The organism is Mammaliicoccus sciuri (assembly GCF_002901825.1).
Taxonomy (GTDB): Bacteria; Bacillota; Bacilli; order Staphylococcales; family Staphylococcaceae; genus Mammaliicoccus; species Mammaliicoccus sciuri.
The window spans coordinates 123,362-146,662 of record NZ_PPQD01000028.1 but is presented as its reverse complement, the minus strand read 5'-3'; the positions used below and the strand labels follow the sequence as shown (position 1 = coordinate 146,662).

The following is a 23,301-nucleotide window of genomic DNA, read 5'->3' as shown; positions in this document are numbered from 1 at the left end:
TAATAAATTTAAAATTCTAGTGGGGGGCTATGGTATGTCAGAATTAAAAGGAATACCTGAATCTATGTTAATACCACTTGCTGCTAAGGCGAGAGAGACTTTAAGTGATATGCCAATTATCGATGATCCTTTATCTGTTAAAATAATAAAAGAAATAGATGATCTTGTACTTGATACATATGTGGACTGGCGATCACAGCTTGGTATTAGTATTAGGACTGAGATTTTAGATGAAATTGTTATAAACTTTATTAATCATGCTAATCATCCATTTATTATCAATATTGGATGTGGGTTAGATACGCGTTTCAGTCGATTGAAATTGACCAATATTCCATGGATTGATATTGATCTGCCGGGAAGTATAAATCTTAGAAAACAATTTTTTAATGAAACATATTTTTATAAAATGATTAATAAGTCTATGTTTGATTATACTTGGATTGATAGTGTTAAGAGTAATGTACATTTTAAAGAAGATAGTGATATTTTAATAATATTTGAAGGTGTGTTAATGTATTTTGAGAAAGAAGAAATTGAAGCTTTGTATAAAGAAATTGCTCGGTCATTTGACAAGCATCAATTAGTAATTGCTTCAGAATTTTGCTCAAAGTTTATGACTAAACATACAAATCATCATCCATCTGTCTCTAAGCTTTCTAGTAAACCATTATTTAAGTTTGGTTATAATAATGTGGTGGAACTAAAAAATATTTTGCCAGGAAATTGGAAAGTTGTTAAAGAATATAATTATTTTGATAGATATCCACATAGATGGCGACATTTGAAATGGTTTAAGTATATAGTCTTTCTTAAAAATCGATTTAATAATAAAATTGTATTAATCAAAAACACTTAATATAAAAGTGTAGTGGGAGTTGGCTATGGAAACGATATATTTAGCGGGTGGTTGTTTATGGGGCGTACAAGCTTTTGTAAAGACGTTACCCGGTGTAGTTGAGACAGAAGCGGGTAGGGCGAATGGAAGTAGTTGTACACTTGAAGGTGTATACGATGGTTATGCAGAATGTGTAAAGACTGTATTTGATCCTGCAATCGTTCAAGTAGAAAATTTGATGACATACTTGTTTGAAATCATAGACCCATATAGTGTGAACAAACAGGGTGAAGACGTCGGGTTAAAATATCGAACAGGTGTCTATAGTGAAGAAGAGCATCATTTAAAAGTTGCACGCCAATTTATAGCAAATAGAAGTGATGCAGACCGAATTGTAGTTGAGGTTAAACCTTTAGAGAATTATGTACGAAGCGCAGAAGAACACCAAGACCGTTTAGAAAAATGCCCAGACGATTATTGTCACATTTCCCAAGAAATGATGAATAAATATAAATAAAAGAAATATGAGAGATGTGTTCAGAGGTGCTGTATTTATCAAGACAGGTGAAACAAGATAAATAGGAGCTTTGTATTTATCAAGACTGACCAAACAAGATAAATAGGCGCCTCGAATTTATCAAGACAGGCGAAACAAGATAAATAGGGACGTTGTATTTATCAAGACTGACTAAACAAGATAAATAAGGACGCTGTATTTATCAAGACTGACTAAACAAGATAAATAGAACCGTCGAAAATTGCAAGACGGCCATGACTAGCAACATAGAGGCGCTGAATATTGCAAGACAGCCATGACTAGCAACATAGAGCGACCGAATATTGCAAGATAGCTCTAACTAGCAACATTCACCATATATTTTTCCACAAAAAAGCTAGGACTTGTTCAAAGTCCTAGCTTTACTTATATTATTGTCCATGATAAATACTAAAGTTAAGTGGCTTAATGCCATTGCTCAACCATTCATTGTATATTTTTTGTTTATTTCTATCGTTTTCTACAATTGTGATACCGCAGTCACCACCGCCAGCTCCTGATGTTTTACTTGCGCCACCGTATGATTCTCCGATATCGCATAATTTTTTAAGGTGTGGTGTTTCGATATCTATTGTAGCGAATGAATCTAAATATTGTATAACGGTACGATTCTTTCTAATTGTATCTTGAACACCTTGTATATTATTTGTCTTAAATGCTTTAATTAGTTGTTCAACATATTTCTGTGATTGATCTAAAAATTGTGTATATATTGTTGGGTCTGCTTTTAAACGTTTTACTTCACTAACTAAATGATGTGAAGAAGCGGGTGAGCCTGTCCAACCGATTAATACTTCCATATGCTCTGGTGCTTGAAGTGGTTCTATGTGTAAGCCTGGCCAGTTTTTATATAGTACGTCCATTACAGATGTTTCTTCTATTTGTTGTTTGACCCAAACGTGATCAAAAGTACTATAGACTAACCAACCTGTATAAACACTTACTGCGATATCACCGCAAGAACTTAAACTTTGTAATTTCATATTAGCGATAACAGCTAATTTATAAATAAATAAATTTGATAATTGTAAGTTATAGAATTCGTTTAGAGCTTTGATAACAGATACTAATACTGCAGCACTAGAGCCTAAACCATATTTATGACCGGATGCATCATCGAGGTTACTGTCAATCGTTAAGTTATAATGTCTTAATGTGACATTGGAACTTTTAGCAAATTGTTCAAAGACTTCTATAGCTTGTGTAATATATTTAAGCTGATCTGCAGCATCATTATCAGAAATGATGATTTTGTCTTGTTCTCTTGTAAATGTAATCGGCTCATGATGTAAAGTCTTAGAATGGATAAATCCTGATGATGAATTCGTATCTTCAATTGTTGCCGTCACAAATCGATCAACTGCAATTAAGACAGATTTATATCCAGGCTCTGTTACTGCATATTCTCCAGCAATATACAGCTTTCCTGGCGCTTTGACTTGAATCATTATATCTCTTCCTTACTCAATAATTTCAATTCCTGTGTTTGTAATATCACTCGCAATAACTTGTTCTTTATTAAAAGATTTAAGTAAAGCGTCTATTATAAATTGCTGGTTTTTCTTTTCGACTAATATTTTAACATTTGGACCTGCATCCATTGTGAAATAGCATGGATATCCAGCTTTTCTACATTGATGTACAATATCCATAACTTCATAACTTTCTGGTACTAAGTATGTGAAAGGTGGCTCTGCACCTAAATTAGTAGCGTGCATGCGTAAGCTATTTTCTTCGATAACTTCACCTAAATGTTTGAAGTCTTTGTTACGTATCGCTTCTTTAACTGATGCAATATCTTCATCAACATGATCTAACCAATATTGGTAGAAACGAGATGTGTCTCTTGTATGGGACATGCCTGAACGACTAGATACTTTTTTAGATTGGTTATTGATGACAACAAATACCATTGATAAATCTTCTTCCCAACCTTGTGCATCGATTGCGTGTGCATATGAGGTTTCGTCGTCGTGACCTTTATCCCATTCAGCAAATCCACCAAAAATACTTCTAGAAGCTGAGCCTGAACCTCTTCTAGCTAGTCTTGATAAATCTTTATCAGACATATTTAAGTTAAGTGCTTCGTTACAAGCTCCTGCAAGGGCTGCAAATGCACTTGCTGATGAAGCAAGACCTGCTGCTGTAGGAACATAATTGACACTTTCAATATGAGCATAGTGTGAAGTATGACTACGTTTTCTTACAAGGTTCATAAACTGATAAATTTTCTTCGATTGTTCTTCGTTTACTTCTTCACCATTTAGAACGAGTATATCTTTCGTGTATTCAGGACTAAATGTTACTTTTGTTTCTGTATAAAATTTATCAAGCGTAACGGATAAGCTATTATTCATGGGGATGATAAGTGATTCATCGGCTTTTCCCCAATATTTAATTAAAGCAATATTTGTGTGCGCACGGGCTTTACCACTCATATTCAATCTCGTTAACCTCCTAAATTTTCAATCCAAGTATGATGAGCACCGAATTTTTCAGCACTTGTTGCAATTTTTTCAGCAATGTCGAGATTTTGAGCGAGTACAATCATGCTGCCACCTCGGCCGCCGCCTGTAAGCTTGCCAGCAGTTGCACCTTGTAATTTACTTATTTCAAGTAATGCTTCAATATTGTCATGACTAACTGTTAACTTGCGTAAATTTTCTTGTGCACGTTCAAATACGTGTGCTAATTGTGTGAAATCATGATGTTCGATTGCTTCATTAGCATCATATACGAGCGTACCGATATGCTCTATGTACTGCATATATTGTTCGTTATGATCACATAATTGGTGGACATCTTCGACTGCTTGTTTAGTAGAACCTTGAACACCTGTATCTATCACGACCATATAGCCGTTTATGGATAATGGTTTTAAAGTAGTTACTTTTCCTTGGTGGAACCATACTGGTTTATTAGAGACAATCGTTTGTGTATCGATGCCACTCGGTTTGCCATGAGCGATTTGTTCTGCCCAATTCGCTTCTTCTATTAATAATTCGTCAGAAAGAGGCTCTCCTATATAATCATAACTTGCTCTTACAAAGGCGATAGCCATAGCAGCACTGGAACCTAATCCTCTTGAAGGGGGGAGATTTGTTTCGAATTTAACATTTATAGGCTCTTTGATATGATGTTTATCGATAAATCTTGAAATAACAGATTTAATATGTTCAGGAGCTGTTTGTAATGTTCCTTCAAATACATCACTATTAATATATGAAGTATCACCAGCGTTAAGTGATTGGATAGTTACGTTCACTTTACCTGTTGTAAATGGAATCGCTATTGCTGGTTGCCCAAAAGTAACAGCATGTTCTCCTATTAAAATAACTTTCCCATTTGCTTCCCCGTATCCTATTTGTGCCATATTTTCAATCACCTTTAGTATTTCTTATTTTATTTTTGTTAAACACTTTATTATTATAAAGCTCTGTCACCATATATTCAAAAACTTTAACTAATTAATGTGCAATAATTACAATTTTTAATGAAATTGATAGCTATTATGACCTTTTGCGAAGCCTTTTGCTATAAATAACCAAGAATCGCCACCACGTTCTATATCATTGGCGCAAATAATTAATTGATTTGTACCTGGTATAAATGCAGGATGTGTCGATCTTAACATATGCCCTTGGTCACGACCTGGCATTAATATTTGACCGATAGGGTAACCACTTTTGTTAAAGACAAGTACTCTACCTTGACCATACATAGCAACATACAGATTATCGTCACTATCAATACAACAAGAATCTGGACCTTCATGACCTGTAAAATGATATGGAATAGATGCACCAAAAGGTTCGATTGTTACACCATCTTCTTCCAATGAAATACGATGTAATCTATTCGCATTTGTTTCAGTCACCCATAGTACACGTTCATCAGTACTTAATGCAATACCATTTGCTACTGCGATATTTTGAATAATAGGTGTAATCGTTTGATGATCAGGTGAGACATAATATACGCCACCAAGTGGATTTGTAGAATATCCTCTAAAATCAGTAAAGTAGAATCCACCTTTACTATCGAATACTAAATCATCAACGCAATATTCTGTATCGATATCAGAAACGATACTTTGTGGATTTTTGCCGTCTGGATCAGTAGCAAAAATACCACCAGAACTTTTGAAGTCACCTAAATAAGACATATATAATCGTCCGTCTTTATGTATTTTAACAGAAGCCGGGTTAGTTTTCTCAGATTTAAATACTGTATTAACTTTTTTCTCAGGTAAATCTATGCGGAAAATAGTTCCGCCAAATACTTCACATAAGAAAAGATTATGATTTCTATCAAAGCATAAACCTTCTAATTGAAGACCTTCATCAGAAATTTTGAGCCAAGGTTCAGCTGTTACAGTTTGCAAGTGCTGTTCATGCGCAAGTAGCGGTACAGCACTTTTTGAAGCTTCCGTATAATATAAAGATGGTATATGTTGATCAGACATGATAATCTCTCCTTTAAGTTGTACAATATAGAAAAGTACACATGTACTTTAAAGATATGTTTAATATATATGTTTAATATTATCACTTTTAACTTACAATGAAAATGAATATTAAATTGCGAAAAATATGAATGATGTTTGAGATATTATAGTCATATAAAAAACAGCTTTTCGACAAGAAGAAAAGCTGTTTTTTATGATTAAGCTTTAATTGATTTCACGCGTTGTTCTACATATGTCTGTAATTCTGGAGACAATACATAGCTGACTGATTTTAAATCAGATACGTTTGATGCATTCAATAAATTAGCAATGACATGCATTTGTTCTATAAATTGTTTCATATGTTCAATTGTATCTTCTACGCCATAAGCATCTAAATATTTGAGAACATATCCAGATAAGCCAACAGCTTCTGCGCCTAGTACAAGAGACTTAATGGCATCGAGTGGGTTTTTAACGCCACCACTAGCTAATATGTGAATATCTGCATTTAATAATTGTGCTTCTAATAAGCTTTGAACAGTACTTTGTCCCCATTGATTTAAGAATGCCATATCTTTTAATGGTCTTCTTTGATTTTCAATGTCCGCAAAATTCGTACCGCCTCTACCACTGACATCTACATATTGAATGCCAATATCTTTAACTTTTTGAATCGTTTCAGCACTCATACCGAAACCAACTTCTTTGATGATCACTGGTATATCAATATTATCTTGAATTTCTTGAATGTTCGTTAACCAATTTTCAAATTCAGTATCACCTTCAGGCATTATAAGTTCTTGAGGTGCATTGACGTGAATTTGTAAGGCATCAGCATTTAAAAGTTCTATTGATTTCTTAGCTTTTGCATATTCAATATCTGCTCCAACATTACTAAATATTAGACCTTCAGGATTTTCGTCACGTACTACTGTGAAACTTGATTCAGCGTTAGGGTCTTTTAGAGCTGAATGTGTAGAACCTACTGCCATAGGTATGTTACAAGCTTTAGCGATTTGAGCTAACTCTTTGTTAATAGTTGCTGCTCTTTCACTTCCACCCGTCATCGCATTGATATAAATAGGGTATTTAAAAGTGAAATGCGGAAATTTTACTGATAAATCAATTTGATTTTTATTAATAGAAGGAATGGATTGATGTATAAGCTGTACTTTATCAAAATCAGTACTAACTGGTGAATACGTATCTAATGCCAGCTGAATATGTTCATTCTTCCTTTTGCTTCTTAATGAGTCGTCCATTCATTTATCCTCCGTGCGTCTATATGTTTAATGATATATTTTATCTTAATACACATTATAGCAGTTGTATAATTGAATATAAACTAAACATTGTTATACAATCCGCTTCTAAATCTTTTTCCAAATACCTGAAAAATCAATCAAACAATTTATGCTAATATTAATACTATACAAATATACATAAAATGGAGGAGAATCGTTATTAAATTTAAAAAACTTACTTTAATTTTAATTTGTACATTATTATTAAGCGGTTGTACTTTACCAGGCTTAGGTGGCACATCGTCTGATACAGTGAAAATTACGGCGCTTGCTACAAGCGAGTCTCAAATCATGGCGCATATGATTCGCTTACAAATCGAGCATGATACAAAAGGGGAAGTAAAACCGATAATTGTAAATAATCTTGGTTCTGCGGTAATTGAACATAACGCGATATTAAATGATAATGCGCAAATATCTGCTACAAGATATACAGGTACTGATTTAGTAGGTGCTTTAAACTCTGAACCCATTACAAATACTAAAAAAGCTGAGAAAGCTGTCAAAACAGGTTTCCAAAAGAAATTTGATCAAACATTTTTTGACTCATATGGATTTGAAAATACCTTTGCATTTACAGTCACTAAAGAAACAGCTAAAAAGTACAATTTAAAAAAAGTTTCGGATTTAGCCAAGCATAAAGATGAATTAAGAGTAGCAAGTGATCCTACATGGATTAAGAGAAAAGGGGACGGCTATCCAGCTTTTTCAAAAGCATACGGATTTGAATTTAAGGATATTAGAACAATGCAAATAGGACTCGTATATGATGCATTGAAGAATAAGAGCATCGATGCAGCACTTGGATATACAACAGATGGTAGAATTGCTGCGTATGATTTGGTGACACTAGAAGATGATCGTCACTTTTTCCCACCATATGACGCCAGCCCATTAGCAACAAATGATTATTTAAAAAATAATCCAACAGCTAAAAAATCTATAGAAAAATTGGTTGGGAAAGTATCTACTAAAAAAATGCAAGAATTGAATTATAGAGCAGACGGTCAAAAAGAAGAGCCAGCTATAATCGCAGAAAAATTTCTTAAAGAACATCGCTACTTTGAATAGTTAATATAGTAAAAAGCAGGAACCACAAGTGCGGTTCCTGCTTTTTTGATACCTATTGAGGATGAAATATAAGGGGAATAGGAGATTCAAGGCTTAATAGGGACGTTAAGCCAAGAGATAGACGAAGTCGTGGCTTAAGTGATGAATAAAGCTAAGAGAACGTCCAAGTCTTGTCTTAAGTACCGAGTAAAGCCAAGAGATAGGGCAAGTCGTGGCTTAAGTATCGAGTAAAGCCAAGAGAACGTCCAAGTCATGGCTTAAGTGTCGAGTAAAGCCAAGAGATAGCCCAAGTCATGGCTTAAGTACTGAATAAAGCCAAGAGATAGGGCAAGTCATGGCTTAAGTACTGAATAAAGCCAAGAGATAGGGCAAGTCGTGGCTTAAGTATCGAGTAAAGCCAAGAGATAGACGAAGTCGTGGCTTAAGTGATGAATAAAGCCAAGAGAACGTCCAAGTCTTGTCTTAAGTACCGAGTAAAGCAAAGAGATAGCCCAAGTCATGGCTTAAGTATTAAGTAAAGCCACGACTTAGATCATTTTCTTTAATATTCTATTTATTAAGCCCATCCTCTGAAACGTGTTGCTTCTGCTGTACGTCTAACACCTACAACGTAAGCTGATAATCTCATGTCTAATTTTCTTTTTTGTGAAATGTCATATACTTTGTCAAAAGCTTCTACAATTTTAGTTCTTAATAACTGAATTACTTCTTCTTCTGACCAATAAAGTCCTTGATTGTTCTGTACCCATTCAAAGTATGAAACAGTTACACCACCGGCACTGGCAAGTACATCTGGAATTAAAAGTACATCATTTTCTGTCAGAATACGTGTTGCTTCTTGTGTTGTAGGACCGTTAGCCGCTTCTGCTACTATACTCGCTTTTATGTCTCCTGCATTTTGTGCGGTGATTTGGTTTGCTAAAGCTGCTGGTACTAAAATGTCACAATCAATTCCAAATATATCTTCGTTCGGAATAATGTTATCAAATAAAGGTGTGATTCTGCCGTGTTCTTTACGAAGCTCTAATAAATGATCAATATCTAAACCTTCTGGATTATATATAGCACCACGACTTTCTGAGATACATACAATTTTTGCACCTTTATCATGTAGGATTTTAGCGATAAAGCTACCTGCATTACCAAATCCTTGTATAACAACTTTTGAACCTTCGATATTTATATGCTTACGTTTAGCCGCTTCTTCGATCGTAATCACAGCACCTAATGCTGTTGCTTGTTCTCGACCAAGTGAACCACCTAAAGAAATGGGTTTACCTGTAATGAAATTTGGCGCGTTAACTTTATGCATAATACTATATTCATCCATCATCCAAGACATGATTTGAGCATCTGTATATACATCTGGTGCAGGAATATCCTTAGTTGGTCCGACGATTTGAGCAATTGCTCTAACATATCCACGTGACAATCTTTCTAGTTCATTTTGACTCATGCTATGAGGGTCACATTGAATTGCCCCTTTACCACCACCATAAGGTAAGTTAACGAGACCACATTTTAAAGTCATCCACATAGATAATGCTTTTACTTCATTTTCATCTACATCAGGGTGGAAGCGGACGCCACCTTTAGTAGGTCCTACTGAACTATTATGTTGAGATCGATATCCTGTAAAAGTTTTTACAGATCCATCATCCATTTTAACTGGAATACGAACTCTTAAAAATCTAGCAGGTTCTTTAATCAATTCAAAAAGACCTTCATCGTACCCTAATTTATATAAAGCTTGTTCAATTATATTTTGTGTAGAAGTTACAAGATTGCTATTTTCACTCATGAATGACGCTCCTTTGTTGGTTAAAATAATGTCTAAAAAAAACATATTAAATAAAATCATAATACAAATGAAAATGGTTTTCAATAAAATAAACTGAATTTACTAAAAATTCTATTATGTATAATGATAAATTTTGTTGCATTTTAATGTAATGAGTAGAAGTAGTTGGTAGTAATTGGAAGGCATGATATAATTCAATTACGAGCATATACAAATATAATGAAACCATTATATTTACTAGTGTGAATGAATCTGGGGCAAATGAATTTTTGTCCCAGATTCTTCTTTTTTATGTAAATGATGTGGTGTAGAAAAAGAGGTTCATGAAGCCATAATGTATATTTTATAAATTGAGTGATGAGTGGAATGAGAATATTGGGTGAGATGTGAGTTAAAGAGGCAGTAAACTCACAAGATCTCAAAAGACGTGAGTTAATACCCTAGTAAACTCACAAATTCCATAAAAACCCAGCTCTATCCCACATCTCAGCCCCTAATCCGATTCAAAGTTTGTATCATTTTCTCACATATAGCACACGATTATTCGCAATACTAAAAAGACGCCCCCAACAATTATCTAAGAATGTTATGATATTACTATCAAAAACTTATCTTATACATCGTGGGGGTGTCTTTTTGTCTGAAATGCTCAATATTTTACTAACGGTTGTTGTACCGATTTTTCTAATGACAGCGTTAGGTTATGTTCTTCAAAAGCGTGTGAAACTTGATTTACGTACGCTCGCAAAATTAAATATCAATGTGTTTGTGCCTGGATTTATTTTTGCGAAGTTTTACAAAGCTGAGTTAGCAGTAAATTTATTATTATTAATCATCGTATTCTTCGTTATATACATAATTGCATTATATATCGTCGCATTTGCTATCGCCAAAATGCAAAATTTAGATAAGGGTAAAGAGACAACTTTAACAAACAGTGTACTCTTCTTTAACTCTGGTAACTACGGTGCGCCGTTAAATGATATTGTATTTAAAAGTGATCCACTTGCAATGTCTGCACAAGTTATTGTATTAACGCTACAAAATGTCTTCACGTTTACATATGGTGTCTTCGCAATTCAATCCGTTCAATTAGGTAAACTTAAAGCATTACTCAATTACTTTAAGATGCCCATTATTTATGCACTCATTCTTGCTATTATTTTAAACTATAATCATATTCCAATTCCTGAATTCATGTGGACGACTGTCAGTTATTTGTCTGATGCTATGATTGCGATTGCTTTAATTCTTCTCGGTGCACAAATTGCTAATATTAAACTTAATTTTAAATGGTCATCTTCTTATATTTATATCTTTATAAGATTAGTAGTTGGACCAGCTATCGCATTTGTCATTATAAAATGCATGGGTTTAGACGGCATTATCGCTCAAACATTATTTATTGCTTCAGCGATGCCGACATCCGTGAACAGCTCAGTTATTGCACAAGAATATGATAATTATCCAGCTTTAGCTGCAGAATTAGTCTTCATGTCTACGTTGTTTAGTTCTATTTCTGTTGTTATTGTCATTTATTTATCTTATTTAATTTTTTAATTTACATTTAAAAGTTCTTTAAATGTCTGACTTGAATATGCTTCTCTATAGAGTCCGCGTCGTTGTAATTCTGGAACAATATATGTTACAAAATCTTCGAGACTATGTGGTAAAGTAGGTGGCATTAGATTAAAACCATCAGCAACACCAGACTTAAACCAAAGTTCCATTTCATCTACTATTTCTTCAGATGTACCTATTAATGTGAGATGCCCACCACCTGCATTGAGATAACCTAATAATTCTCTCACTGTAGGTTTGGTATCTTCTATAATTTCTAAAATCGTTTCATATCTGCCTACTGGACCATCGAATGCATCTACAGGTGGCAATTCTGGGACAGGTTCATCCAATGACCATTTCGAACAATCTTGCCTAACAAATGTACTTAATTGTTTGATGGCATTTTCAATTGGTAAAGCTTTATCTAATTTTTCTTTTTTTAGCAGTGCTTCTTCACGTGTTTCCCCAACATAAGTAACCAATCCTGGAAAGACTTTAATATATTTCTCGGGTGTATCGCTTTCGCTAATGGCCTTATTTAATTTATTTCTATAAGCTTTCGCTTGTTTCAAATTCCATGATACTGAATAAACAGCATCAGCATGTTTGACGGCTAATGCAATACCTTGTTTGGATGCACCAGCTTGCATAGCGACCGGTTTGCCTTGTGGGCTACTCGGTGTCGATAACGGTCCATTTACTTGGAAATAATCGCCAGAATGGTGGAAAGCATGCACATGCTCATGGTTAATCACTTTATTGTTATGACGGTCATGAACGAAGTCTTCTTTATGCCAAGATGTAAATAATTTGTCCATCAACTCAGCAAATTCTTGAGCTTTATGATATCTATCATCATGTTGAGGTAAAGCTTTCATACTATGGTTTTGAGCTTCTATATCTGTCATGGATGTTACTAAGTTCCAACCGACACGACCATTCGTTGCGTGATCGAGGGTTAAAATTTGTCTAGCCGCAGTATAAGGGTTTGAAAATGAACTTGATATTGTTGAAACTAAACCAATATGTTTTGTAACTTGTGATATAGCAGTCAAGTTCACAATTGGATCCAACCAGAATGCTGGTAATTCACTATCTGATTTTGCAGGGAATGATTGATTATCTGCAAAGAACACAGCATCTAATAAACCTCTTTCTGATAGTTGTGCTAATGATTGATAATAAGAGATATCACCAATCTGTTCAATAGAGGAGTCTTCCATAAGCCATGCTGCTTGATGATGGCCACATCCATATAATAAGACACCAATATTGAGTTGATCGCTTCTTAAATTACGCATTTCTATTCTCCTTATCTCTCTTTTGGAATTCTAGTTCATTGTTAAGCCACCATCTACAGTATAATTTTGTCCAGTTATACCACTTGCTTTATCAGAAGCAAGAAAGCTCACCATATTTGCGACATCTTGTGGTGAAGTGACTTTTTTAAGAGGTGTTGATTGAGCAATTAAGTCAAACACTTCAGGTGTTGTCACAGAGCTGGCATCGGTCGTTTTGAGTAGGCCACCAGAAACAACATTGGCTGTAATGCCATGTTGACCTAATTCAGCAGCGATATTACGCGTGAAGCCAATTAAACCAGCTTTCGCAGTTGTATATTCGTGATAAGGTACGACAGGATTTTGGAATAAATTCGTACCGATGCTAATAACCGCACCTTGTTTTCTTTCAATGAATTGAGGTGCAACACTTTGCACAATATTAAATGCTGCTTTTAATGTGCCATCAATTTGTTGTTGATAGTCTTCCCATGCAAGGTCGACGAATGCTTTTTGTTTTACTGGGTCAAATTTAAAGTTAACTAAGGCATTGTTGACGACGACATCAATTTTTCCAAAGCGTTTCGTACCTTCATCAATTAATTGATCAACTTCAGCGCGATTCGTCACATCCGCTTGAATAGCAATCGCTTGTTCTGCTCCAATTTCAGCAACTAACTGTTCTGCTAACGCTTTACTATTATGATAATTAATGATGACTTGATGTCCTTCAGATGCTAATGTATGTGCGATTGTTGCGCCTAATCCTCTACTACTACCTGTTACTAATATTGTCTTTGTCATATGTAACACTCCCATATAGAATTTTAAATAAAAAAATACACAACCTTCTCGTAAGAAAGTTGTGTAAAAACAAAGATATTTATAAAAAGGGCATAGTCATCCCTATAAATTCATTTCACAAACACTTTCCTACGCTAGTACGATCTAGTTCAGGTTCAAAGGGTTCGAGTTCATCCTCATCTCAGTTAAAAACACCCCTAGTGCATCTATTTAATTACTATCAATGTATAGTTTTTAATAATCGATGTCAAGTTTGTTTAAATGTCAGTTGCAAATGATAGGGAAAATCGGTTATGATATAAAACGTATTGATTACGATTTATAAAATGAAGGTGATAAGATGAAGTGGACGATAGTAGGTGGTGGCATCCACGCTATAACGATAGCATTAGAATTAAAAGTTAAAGGATTAAAAAATAAAGACTTAACAATTATTGATCCGCACGATGTGTTCTGTCATCAATTTGACCATCGAACACAGAATATTAGTATGCCTTATTTAAGGTCTCCAATCGTACACCATGTTCACCCAAATCCTTTTCATTTAAAACAATATTTAAAGAAAATGGACTATGCAGGTGGAATTTATGGTAAGTATAAAAGACCAAAAAGAGATATGTTTATGGACCATACAGCGGAACAAGTTGAATATTATCGATTACATGAATGCCATATTAAAGACACTGCTGTAGATATAAAGAAATATAGAGATGATTGGTGTGTCGTATTGGAATCAGGGGAGATGATATATACACAGAATGTCATCATCGCATCAGGTTGTAATCATAAGCCAAAGGTTCCAGAAATGTATGAGCATGCACCAGATGTACAACATATTTTTGAAGATGCAAATATTCAATTTAATGAAAGTTCTCACGTTGTTGGAAGTGGGATATCAGCTGCACATTTAGCATTAAAATTAATTTATCATGATGATGAAAAACATGTGCATCTATGGACGAATAAGCCGTTAGAAATTCATGATTTTGATGCTGATCCAGGATGGTTAGGACCTAAAAATATGGCAAGTTTTTCAAAAGTGATAGATCCAGAAGAAAAGATGGATATTGTTTTAAAAGAACGTCATAAAGGTTCTATGCCTCAGGAGTTGTTCATTAGATTAAAGAAATATGTGAAAAAGGGCAGACTAACGATACATCTCAATGAACTAGACTATATTAACAATCATCAAATCATAACAGTAGATGGGAAACATATTGATTATGATCATATATTGTTGGCAACAGGATTTGATAATACTTTATTAACACAACCGATATTAAATCGTTTAATTCATGAGTATGAAGCACCACTCAATAAATGTGGATATCCTGAAATTAGCAAACATTTAGAATGGTTGCCGAATTTATATGTATCAGGTGGATTAGCAGATTTAGAACTGGGACCTTTCGCAAGAAATATTATGGGTGGAAGAGAAGCGGCACGCAAAATAGGTGAAAAGTATCACGAAATAGAGCAATGCAGTTAGATTTATAAGACATAGAAAAGCCTGGAACAAATTCGTTCCAGGCTTTTTAAATTAAATTTCTTTCAAAATATGATAAATAGCTTCTGTGCTTTCAGCGTTGATTAATTTTTCTCTTGTTTCATCATCCATAAGTGTACGTGACAGTCTTTGTAATAACTTCAAGTGTGTATCACTACTATCATTTGGTACAGCAATTAAGAAGATGATTTTAGGTTGTGTTTCATCTAAACTTTCCCATTCAACACCATGTTTGTTTTTCAGAACAGCTACGACAGGTTGTTTGACAACATTTGATTTAGCATGCGGGATGGCTACATTCATACCGATTGCTGTTGTTGATTCTGATTCGCGTTTCAATACAGCTTCTTTTAACGTTTCTTCATCGTCTATAAAGTTGTGATATTTTAAATTGTGAATCAGTTTATCTATTGCGTCATCTCGTGACATTTCAGCATCTTCTATCGTAATGACTTTTTCATGAAAGACTTGTTCTGAATCTGTTTTAGTTTCATCATTTGAAGTGGATGTTTCTTTTTGATCGTTATCATCTGCATCTAATCCCATAAATGATGTTGTCATACCACTATTAGATGATTCCATTTCAGGTGATGCAACTGTTGCTTCTTTTTTCTTCAATAAAAGTGTAACAAGCATTGTAACACTACTTCCGATAATGACAGCAATAAAGAACCATATTATTTTATCGATACCACCAAGTACGGCTACAATTGGACCACCATGTGCAACTCTATCTCCAACGCCACCTATAGCTGCGATGGCTGCTGCGACCATTGCACCAATCATATTTGCAGGAATAATACGTAATGGGTCTTGTGCGGCAAATGGAATAGCACCTTCAGTAATACCGAATAATCCCATCGTAAATGATGCTTTGCCCATTTCAATTTCACCTTTATTAAATTTACGTTTATTGATAAAAGTAGCAAGACCTAAACCAATTGGTGGTGTACATACAGCTACTGCAACCATACCCATAACGGCATAGTTTCCTTCAGCAATTAAAGCTGATCCGAATAAGAAAGCAACTTTGTTTACTGGACCACCCATATCGAATGCAATCATAGCTCCGATAATAAGTGCTAAGATAATGCTATTTGTACCTTGCATACCTTTTAACCATGTTGTTAAGCCTTCAAAAATACTTGCAATCGGCGCACCGATAACAAATATGAAAATAAGTCCTACAATAATTGAAGAAATAATAGGAATAATGATAATTGGCATAATAGGTGCCATTGCTTTAGGAATTTTAATGTTTTTAATCCATTTAGCAATATAACCTGCTAAGAAACCAGCGACAATACCACCTAGGAATCCTGCACCAGCTTCACTTCCGTAAAAGCTACCATCAGCAGCAATTGCGCCACCAATCATACCTGGTACTAAACCTGGTTTATCAGCAATACTGACTGCAATGTAACCAGCTAGGATTGGAACCATAAAGCTAAATGCTAAACTACCAATATTTTCAATAGATTTCCAGAATGAATCATCAGGAATTTTAAGACCTTCTGGTGTTGTATCTCCACCTAAAGTTAAAGCAATGGCCATTAATAAACCACCAACTACGATAAATGGCACCATGAATGAAACACCATTCATTAAATGTTGGTAGACCATTTGTAGACCACTTTTTTGTTCTTCGTCATCATGAGTTTGTTTGCTGCCACCTTTTTCATGATGAATATGTGCATCTTGATCGATGATGCGTTGGATTAATAATTTAGGGTTGTGAATACCTTCTCTAACACTTTCGTTAATTAATCGTTTCCCGTCAAATCTTGATAAATCGACTTGTCTGTCAGCAGCGATAATAATACCATCCGCTTCTCTAATTTCTTTTGATGTCAGAACATTTTCTGCACCGACACCACCTTGCGTTTCTACTTTAATATCTATGCCCATCTCTTTTGCGGCTTGTTCTAATTTTTCTTGAGCCATATAAGTGTGTGCAATCCCGTTTGGACATGATGTAATTGCTAAAATTTTCATAACGTCAGCTCCTTCTTAATTCAATTGTAAACGCATTCACTAAAACATAAAAAAGAATAATTGCCGTTAGTAGTGGCAATTATTCTTTAAAACGTTCAATGATATATTGTTTGAATGGTTCATCTTCTATTTTTAGTAAATGCGTAACATCTTGTTCTGTTAATGTAGCAATACTGTGAATGATTTTCTTCATTACTTGTTTATCTTTGTCTGCAATAGATAAGAAAAATACTAAATGAACTTTATGCTGCTTCCATGCTATATCTTGGCGGAGTCTAAACATTAATACATGTGACTTAAAGACTTTAGTAGGATCGCCATGTGGGATAGCAATGCCGTTTCCAATATAAGTTGATGAGAACTTCTCCCTTTCTAATGCACTTTCAATATACCCACTTGATATAGCATGTTGTTGATTAAGCAAACGTTCTGCATGTTGGAATATATCAACAGTAGAATGTATGTCTGTTTCGATTGGTACCGATAGAAAATCAATAGGCAATAATGCGTCGTTGTTTAAAACAGGGTTTTGCTTCTGATTTAAAATGGTTTGGAATCTATGTGCATCTTCTTCTGAAAATAACGGCGATACTTGAACAACTTGTACGTTACTAGGTAGATGTGTCATATCAATGTCGTGTGTTGTAACAAGTATATCTGTGTTAGTGAATGGGTATGTTGAAACATCTTCAAGTTTAATCGTATCGATAATATTAATTTTATGGTTTAACTTTTGAATTTTTGCTTCTAACAAGCTTGAAATACCCAGTCCATAATAACAAGTAATGACAACATTAAATTGATCTTGTACATTACGATCTATTGATGATTGAAAATGCAATGCTAAAAAGGCTATCTCATCTTCACTTAAATTGAGTTGTGCATCTTCTTCAAGTAAATGAACCGTTTCATATAATGCGTTGAACACAAAAGGGTATTGCTGTTTAATATCCTCTGTAAGCGGGTTGTTAATATAAACATTCTTAACGATACGCAAATATGTTCTACTAAAATGCGAATAAACATTTTCACGAAGTACAGCATCTTGCATAAAATCTATACCGACTTTCGAGTTCATTTGATAAATTAAGCGTTCAATATAACTTTGAATAAATATTTGTTTAAAGCCGAGGTCATATTTATCAAAATAATAGCTAATAAAAAATGAAAATAACTTTGCTGTTTCATCGCTTAAAGTGTATTTAAGCTTTCGGTTGATGTCTTCTATTATTGCTCGGGAAATGACTAAAGCTTCTTGATTAATATCCCATTGCTCTGTCGTATCGTGGATTCTTTTGAAAATGATAATAAGGTGTACGAGCAACTGTTTAATATGCACTTTTGAAGTTTGAATATGGTAATGTTCTAAATGTTGTTCCATAATTTGCATCATTAATTCTCTATGTGCTTTTGGTATCTCATTCATAATAAAGTCTTCTACTTTAACATTGTTTGTAGAGAGTTGGTTTAAATGAAGAATGGCGTTGCGAATATCCATTTCATTACCACTTACCGTAATACCTTTTCTTTTAACAAGATTAATCACAACATCATAAGATTCACACCAAGCTTGAATTTGGTTTAAATGATCGATAAGTTCATTCTTCGTTAAAGCAAAGTCATCAGATAATTGCTCAAGGGTAACAGATTGCTTATACATTAATAATTGATAAGCAATCTTGATGAGCGACTGACCATTCTTTTCCGTATATTGATTCAGAATAGACTCTATCTCTTCAGCTTGATACAACTCGTGATTTAGTTGATAACCACGCCCTTTAATACTAATAATGACATCTTTAATTTCACTATTAATATATTTAATATCGCTTCTTACAGTTCTATTTGAAACATTCAAATAGTCAGCTATTTCAGTCCCGTTTAAATAACTATCACGATTTAAAAGTAATAGTCTCATTAATTTCACATGTCTTTTTAACAATAATTCCACCACATTTCAAGTCCACATTTAGATTCATATTATATTGTAAGCGTTTAAAGAATGCATGACAAATAAATGATTAGACACTCATTCAAGTATTCATGCGCTATAAACAGAATGCATGTATTATATCTTTCAACATATTATACTGAACTTAGATAATAAATATAAACTTTGAAGGTGACATAATTGGTTGAAAATATATATTTAGATAAAACGCAAATTCCATTAACACATTTTGAAGATGAAACTGTAGATGGTTTATATAAAGTAACAATTGAATTTAATGTAACGAGTGAAGCGTATCACGATATTGCTGTTTTATTATATAGAGGGCGTTTTGATGTAGAAATTCCGGATAAAGATAAGAAATTTAAAGGTGAAATTTATAATTATTCAACATCTTTAACAAATTTATATAAGGACAATCAAGTTGCGGTGTACCGTCTTGTGCTTAAAGAAATACGAGAGGACCAAAAGGGATGAGCAATATGAAATTGAGTATACTTGACCAATCACCGATTGTGCCTGGTCAAACAGCCAGTGATGCTTTTAAAGATTCGTTGGCATTAGCACAGTTAGGAGAGGATTTAGGTTATGAAAGGTATTGGCTAACTGAACATCACGGTTTGTCTAACCTTGCAAGTTCAGCGCCAGAAGTATTACTTTCATATATTGGTGCACATACGAATCATATTAGAATTGGCGCAGGTGCCATATTGTTACCTCATTATAGACCTTATAAAGTTGCAGAACAGTTTAATACATTGGCTACTTTATTTGCAAATAGAGTTGATTTAGGTATAGGTAGAGCACCAGGTGGCTCAGCTGAAGCTACTAATGCATTATCGACGCAGTTTTTAAAGCAAGTGTGGGCTTTACCAGAACTGTTAGAAGAATTATTAATGTTCTTGGAGGGGCAATTTCCTGTAGATCATGAATATCATAAAGTAAACGTGTTACCGCAACCTGATGTACCACCAACACCATGGTTATTAGGAACAAGTGAGAAAAGTGCTTTACTTGCAGCTAAAAATGGTATGCCTTATGTGTACGGTGCTTTTATGAGTGATCAAGATGGCCGTGCAATTGTGGATCGTTACCGTGAACATTTTGAGCAAAGAAATCAAGAAACACCTAAAGTGAATGTTACGGTATCTGTCATATGTGCTGAGACTAAAGAAGAAGCGGAAGCACTTGCTATAGAAAGTTTAATAACTAAAGCACAAGGTGAAGATAAAAAAGAAAAAGTACTAACATTTGATGCATTAAGTGAACGTGAAAAAGAAATGCTTTATGACATGAAAGACAACATGATTATTGGTGATGTCGAAACCGTTCAATCAAGACTTCAAGCGATTCAAACAGAATATCAATGTGATGAAATCATGGTAAGCACAAATACAATAACGCATGAGGATAGAATGCAATCTTATAGATTATTAGCACAAATATAAATACTTGTTTCAGAACTCAAATATGATATTAAAGGGTGATTTATATGATTTTATTAATAGGAAAAATCATCATCTCAGTCGGTCTCATAGTCGGTTCAATTATAGAAGAAACAATACGAGCTAAACGAAAAAAACAGTCTAGAACAAAATAGGGTTCTAGACTGTTTTTTGTTAATTTCAAATATCATGATTTTACATGTTTATTTATTTCGGACACGAGTGCTTGTACGCCTTTATATTCTAAATGCACGCCGTCATAGGCGAAGTATTCTGAATGGCCATGTGCTTTTTGATACCAATTGACTAATTGAACATTCTTATGTGAATCTGCTGCTTTCGAAAGTTTCTCATTTACACTTTGTTCCCAATCTCTTGGTACGTGTGTATTAACGACATATACATGCGCATTACCAAACATTTTAATGAGCTTTGTCAAATCATCGTATGAAAAATCACCATTCGTACCAAGCTCGAGCACTACTTTTTGATTGTCTTTTTTAAAGTTATTGTATTTTTCTTGAACGAGTGGAATAGCGTCATTTAAATTGCGACCTATTTTTCCATCAATAATTGCACCTGGATATGTCTTATGTATTTCTTCGCCAATATCAACCATGACAGAATCTCCTATAAATAGTATTTCTTCTTGATTTTTGTCATTATTATTTACAGTTTGTGTACTATTCACATTAATTTTAGGAATAGGTAATATTAAGCTATTCTTATTTTCTTGATTTGAAACTTTAAAAGTCGTCTTAGCATGATGATGTTGCGTTTGTTGTAAATAATCAAAATGCCCTGAAAGTATTGTTAACGTAAGACCAACTAATACTAAAGTAATGCTACTTTTAGCAATGAGTGATTTTAATTGTGATTTTCCAGGCTTGAAGTATGCTAACCCATTTACTCGAATAGGTACTTCAACATATCGATAAGAGCTTTCAGCTAGCAATAACGTTAGGATGATTTCAACTAATACAATATATATAGGTATTTGCCCTTGAACAAAATGTTTATTGATAAATGTTATGACAGGATAATGCCATAAATATAAACTATATGATCTTTGTCCAATCCATACCAATAATCGATTACCTAATATTTTTGATAATAACGTACTAGGGTGAACGGCGCTCGCAATGATAGGTAAAGAACTTAAAGATATAAGATAAATGCCACCAAAGTATAACCAATTGTTATTGGATGAGACAGTCCACATAAAGTAAATTAATAGCGCTAATGAAATACAACCTATTGTTTCAATACCTATTTTTAACGGTGTTATAATTTGCTGCTTCAATCTAAAAGGCGGCCATATGTATGCCAGTAAAACACCTAATAGCAAAGTTTGTAACCTAGTGTCAGTGCCGAAATATACTCTCGAATTATCAACGTTCGGTTCAGCAATTAAGATCATTAACAATAATGAAATAAGAGAAGTTATAAACACAATTAAAAAGAAATATCTTTTTAATTTTTTTATGCGAAGTAACATCATTAATAAAATTGGCCAAAATACATAAAATTGCTCTTCAATCGCTAAACTCCATAAATGTTTAAGTGGCATCACTTTAAAGCTATCAAAATAACTAACATGATGAAAAATATACCACCAATTAGATACATAAAATAAAGCAGCAAACGCATCTTGTTTCACATTTTTAATAATGCTCGGTTCAAATAATAAGGTGTATATTAAAACAATACTTAATAAAAATAAGACTGCCGGCAGTAACCTTTTAATACGTTTCTTCCAAAACTGTAAGAGGTCAATCGTGCCAGTCTGTTGATATTCATAGATTAATATGCTTGTAATTAAATAGCCAGAAATAACAAAAAAAGTATCCACACCTAAAAAACCACCCGATAACCACTTAGGATTAAGGTGATAAATGATGATAGCTATAACAGCAATTGCTCTTAAGCCATCTAAACCATATAAATAACGAATTGAGTGTGAATTCGTACTTTTTCTTTGTCGTTCAATCATTACTCAATAACTCCTCAATATATTATAAAATCTTTGGTGAAGTCTATTTTATCATGTTTTACAAAAAATTTACAAAAAAGGGTGATGATTAGGAGGGTTAATCAATAAGAGGGGGAAATGGTAACATTAAAGAAAGTAAAACAAGATTGTTAGTCGGTAAAATAAAAAACTGGACCAAATCAATCATGGTCCAGCCTCATAATATAAATCCACTTAACACATTCGTTTCAATAACTCAGCTTTAATAATATTTTGTGCTTCTTTGTAATTTTCTGCAGTATGTTCCTGTGCATTGACAATAAGTAAGTCGATTAAATCAGAATCACTTTTTTGATTAACTTCATCTTCGAATTGGAAAATGTTTTCTTCTGTTTCCCTATGGCTCGCGTTTGGCTTAATAATTTGATAGTAATTATCAGCGCCTAATCCACCTTCTTCAATCATAACTGAAATCTCTGAAGATCTTTGTTCATTCTGTCGGTTCACTTTTATAAGATTTTTACCTTCAACAGTCATTTGAAAAACCTCCTTGATTACTCATAATGAATATCCAAAATTCAAAGCAAGAGACAAATACCTATTTAATATTAGTGTATTATTACACAAGAGAAATTACAACTAGAAAGCTCAAATAAAATTTTTAATGTATTTTTACAACACATCATATGACCTGCACACCTTATGATTTACTTTTACACAATATTGATTTAGAATTGGTATATAAAGAATTAAGATATCTCTTA

The 23,301-nt window shown here is 33.8% G+C and carries 18 protein-coding genes, 2 pseudogenes and 1 riboswitch; of the genes and pseudogenes, 7 read left to right on the top strand and 13 right to left on the bottom strand.

Translation table 11 applies throughout. The features are described from left to right. Window positions 1–34: 34 nt before the first annotated feature. Together CD035_RS09430 and CD035_RS09425 are read left to right on the top strand one after the other, a co-directional pair. A complete protein-coding gene (locus CD035_RS09430) occupies window positions 35–859 on the top strand; it encodes a class I SAM-dependent methyltransferase (protein WP_048540476.1) in 825 nt (274 codons plus the stop codon). A gap of 25 nt (window positions 860–884) precedes the next feature. Then, the gene (locus CD035_RS09425; RefSeq protein WP_048540477.1) at window positions 885–1,355 is read left to right on the top strand and encodes a peptide-methionine (S)-S-oxide reductase; all 471 of its coding nucleotides are present in this window, start codon (window positions 885–887) and stop codon (window positions 1,353–1,355) included. A 410-nt stretch (window positions 1,356–1,765) separates the two neighbouring features. Here CD035_RS09425 and CD035_RS09420 read toward each other — a convergent pair whose 3' ends face one another. The 5 genes from CD035_RS09420 to fni all read right to left on the bottom strand — a co-directional run bounded on the left by CD035_RS09420 (window position 1,766) and on the right by fni (window position 7,106). Continuing rightward, on the bottom strand, window positions 1,766–2,842 hold the full coding sequence (locus CD035_RS09420; protein ID WP_048540478.1) for a phosphomevalonate kinase: 1,077 nt from the start codon (window positions 2,840–2,842) through the stop codon (window positions 1,766–1,768). Window positions 2,843–2,854: 12 nt separating this feature from the next. Continuing rightward, complete coding sequence (gene mvaD, locus CD035_RS09415; protein ID WP_103354241.1) at window positions 2,855–3,838, bottom strand: diphosphomevalonate decarboxylase; 984 nt, start codon at window positions 3,836–3,838, stop codon at window positions 2,855–2,857. A gap of 5 nt (window positions 3,839–3,843) precedes the next feature. After that, the gene (mvk, locus tag CD035_RS09410) at window positions 3,844–4,767 is read right to left on the bottom strand and encodes a mevalonate kinase (protein WP_048540479.1); all 924 of its coding nucleotides are present in this window, start codon (window positions 4,765–4,767) and stop codon (window positions 3,844–3,846) included. Between the two features lie 117 nt (window positions 4,768–4,884). Next, entirely contained in the window at window positions 4,885–5,859 is a 975-nt protein-coding gene (locus CD035_RS09405) for an SMP-30/gluconolactonase/LRE family protein (RefSeq protein WP_048540480.1), read from the bottom strand. A gap of 200 nt (window positions 5,860–6,059) precedes the next feature. Beyond that, on the bottom strand, window positions 6,060–7,106 hold the full coding sequence (gene fni, locus CD035_RS09400; RefSeq protein ID WP_048540481.1) for a type 2 isopentenyl-diphosphate Delta-isomerase: 1,047 nt from the start codon (window positions 7,104–7,106) through the stop codon (window positions 6,060–6,062). Between the two features lie 201 nt (window positions 7,107–7,307). Here fni and CD035_RS09395 point away from each other — a divergent pair, with 201 nt between their 5' ends. Further along, complete coding sequence (locus CD035_RS09395; RefSeq protein WP_048540482.1) at window positions 7,308–8,219, top strand: osmoprotectant ABC transporter substrate-binding protein; 912 nt, start codon at window positions 7,308–7,310, stop codon at window positions 8,217–8,219. Window positions 8,220–8,775: 556 nt separating this feature from the next. Here the strand turns inward: CD035_RS09395 and CD035_RS09390 are convergent. After that, the gene (locus CD035_RS09390; RefSeq protein WP_048540483.1) at window positions 8,776–10,020 is read right to left on the bottom strand and encodes a Glu/Leu/Phe/Val family dehydrogenase; all 1,245 of its coding nucleotides are present in this window, start codon (window positions 10,018–10,020) and stop codon (window positions 8,776–8,778) included. A gap of 636 nt (window positions 10,021–10,656) precedes the next feature. On the opposite strand from CD035_RS09390, the gene CD035_RS09385 reads away from it, so the two are divergent. After that, window positions 10,657–11,580: an AEC family transporter gene (locus tag CD035_RS09385; protein WP_048540484.1), complete on the top strand. Its 924-nt coding sequence runs from the start codon at window positions 10,657–10,659 to the stop codon at window positions 11,578–11,580. Here the strand turns inward: CD035_RS09385 and CD035_RS09380 are convergent. Then, a complete protein-coding gene (locus CD035_RS09380; RefSeq protein ID WP_048540485.1) occupies window positions 11,577–12,884 on the bottom strand; it encodes an NtaA/DmoA family FMN-dependent monooxygenase in 1,308 nt (435 codons plus the stop codon). The genes CD035_RS09385 and CD035_RS09380 overlap by 4 nt on opposite strands. A gap of 30 nt (window positions 12,885–12,914) precedes the next feature. Next, window positions 12,915–13,667, bottom strand: a complete 753-nt coding sequence (locus CD035_RS09375; protein WP_048540486.1) for a 3-oxoacyl-ACP reductase — start codon at window positions 13,665–13,667, stop codon at window positions 12,915–12,917. Between the two features lie 109 nt (window positions 13,668–13,776). Further along, window positions 13,777–13,876: riboswitch (TPP riboswitch) on the bottom strand. A gap of 131 nt (window positions 13,877–14,007) precedes the next feature. Here CD035_RS09375 and CD035_RS09370 point away from each other — a divergent pair. Beyond that, the gene (locus CD035_RS09370; protein WP_048540487.1) at window positions 14,008–15,156 is read left to right on the top strand and encodes an NAD(P)-binding domain-containing protein; all 1,149 of its coding nucleotides are present in this window, start codon (window positions 14,008–14,010) and stop codon (window positions 15,154–15,156) included. 51 nt (window positions 15,157–15,207) lie between these two features. Here CD035_RS09370 and CD035_RS14275 read toward each other — a convergent pair. From CD035_RS14275 to CD035_RS09360, 3 genes and pseudogenes are all read right to left on the bottom strand, one after another. Next, window positions 15,208–15,642 (bottom strand): annotated as a pseudogene (locus tag CD035_RS14275) (PTS sugar transporter subunit IIA); the annotation flags it as partial. A 143-nt stretch (window positions 15,643–15,785) separates the two neighbouring features. Beyond that, window positions 15,786–17,169 (bottom strand): annotated as a pseudogene (locus tag CD035_RS09365) (PTS fructose transporter subunit IIC); the annotation flags it as partial. A gap of 79 nt (window positions 17,170–17,248) precedes the next feature. Further along, the gene (locus tag CD035_RS09360) at window positions 17,249–19,120 is read right to left on the bottom strand and encodes a BglG family transcription antiterminator (RefSeq protein WP_229412541.1); all 1,872 of its coding nucleotides are present in this window, start codon (window positions 19,118–19,120) and stop codon (window positions 17,249–17,251) included. A 180-nt stretch (window positions 19,121–19,300) separates the two neighbouring features. Here CD035_RS09360 and CD035_RS09355 point away from each other — a divergent pair, with 180 nt between their 5' ends. Next, complete coding sequence (locus tag CD035_RS09355) at window positions 19,301–19,597, top strand: DUF3219 family protein (RefSeq protein WP_048540490.1); 297 nt, start codon at window positions 19,301–19,303, stop codon at window positions 19,595–19,597. A gap of 5 nt (window positions 19,598–19,602) precedes the next feature. Beyond that, entirely contained in the window at window positions 19,603–20,568 is a 966-nt protein-coding gene (locus CD035_RS09350) for an LLM class flavin-dependent oxidoreductase (RefSeq protein WP_048540578.1), read from the top strand. 184 nt (window positions 20,569–20,752) lie between these two features. On the opposite strand, the gene CD035_RS09345 is transcribed toward CD035_RS09350, so the two are convergent. Together CD035_RS09345 and CD035_RS09340 are read right to left on the bottom strand one after the other, a co-directional pair. Continuing rightward, on the bottom strand, window positions 20,753–22,558 hold the full coding sequence (locus tag CD035_RS09345) for an acyltransferase family protein (RefSeq protein ID WP_048540491.1): 1,806 nt from the start codon (window positions 22,556–22,558) through the stop codon (window positions 20,753–20,755). A 213-nt stretch (window positions 22,559–22,771) separates the two neighbouring features. Next, window positions 22,772–23,074 (bottom strand): hypothetical protein, encoded by a 303-nt coding sequence (locus CD035_RS09340; RefSeq protein ID WP_048540492.1) that lies wholly within the window; start codon window positions 23,072–23,074, stop codon window positions 22,772–22,774. Window positions 23,075–23,301 lie beyond the last annotated feature (227 nt).

What these genes read in the sequence shown, in the direction of transcription:
- CD035_RS09430 (WP_048540476.1), top strand. Translation starts at nt 35, where the DNA reads ATGTCAGAATTAAAAGGAATACCTGAATCTATGTTAATACCACTTGCT.
- CD035_RS09350 (WP_048540578.1), top strand. Translation starts at nt 19,603, where the DNA reads ATGAAATTGAGTATACTTGACCAATCACCGATTGTGCCTGGTCAAACA.
- CD035_RS09375 (WP_048540486.1), bottom strand. Translation starts at nt 13,667, where the DNA reads ATGACAAAGACAATATTAGTAACAGGTAGTAGTAGAGGATTAGGCGCA.
- fni (WP_048540481.1), bottom strand. Translation starts at nt 7,106, where the DNA reads ATGGACGACTCATTAAGAAGCAAAAGGAAGAATGAACATATTCAGCTG.
- CD035_RS09380 (WP_048540485.1), bottom strand. Translation starts at nt 12,884, where the DNA reads ATGCGTAATTTAAGAAGCGATCAACTCAATATTGGTGTCTTATTATAT.
- CD035_RS09370 (WP_048540487.1), top strand. Translation starts at nt 14,008, where the DNA reads ATGAAGTGGACGATAGTAGGTGGTGGCATCCACGCTATAACGATAGCA.
- CD035_RS09420 (WP_048540478.1), bottom strand. Translation starts at nt 2,842, where the DNA reads ATGATTCAAGTCAAAGCGCCAGGAAAGCTGTATATTGCTGGAGAATAT.
- CD035_RS09390 (WP_048540483.1), bottom strand. Translation starts at nt 10,020, where the DNA reads ATGAGTGAAAATAGCAATCTTGTAACTTCTACACAAAATATAATTGAA.
- CD035_RS09405 (WP_048540480.1), bottom strand. Translation starts at nt 5,859, where the DNA reads ATGTCTGATCAACATATACCATCTTTATATTATACGGAAGCTTCAAAA.
- CD035_RS09425 (WP_048540477.1), top strand. Translation starts at nt 885, where the DNA reads ATGGAAACGATATATTTAGCGGGTGGTTGTTTATGGGGCGTACAAGCT.
- mvk (WP_048540479.1), bottom strand. Translation starts at nt 4,767, where the DNA reads ATGGCACAAATAGGATACGGGGAAGCAAATGGGAAAGTTATTTTAATA.
- CD035_RS09340 (WP_048540492.1), bottom strand. Translation starts at nt 23,074, where the DNA reads ATGACTGTTGAAGGTAAAAATCTTATAAAAGTGAACCGACAGAATGAA.
- CD035_RS09345 (WP_048540491.1), bottom strand. Translation starts at nt 22,558, where the DNA reads ATGATTGAACGACAAAGAAAAAGTACGAATTCACACTCAATTCGTTAT.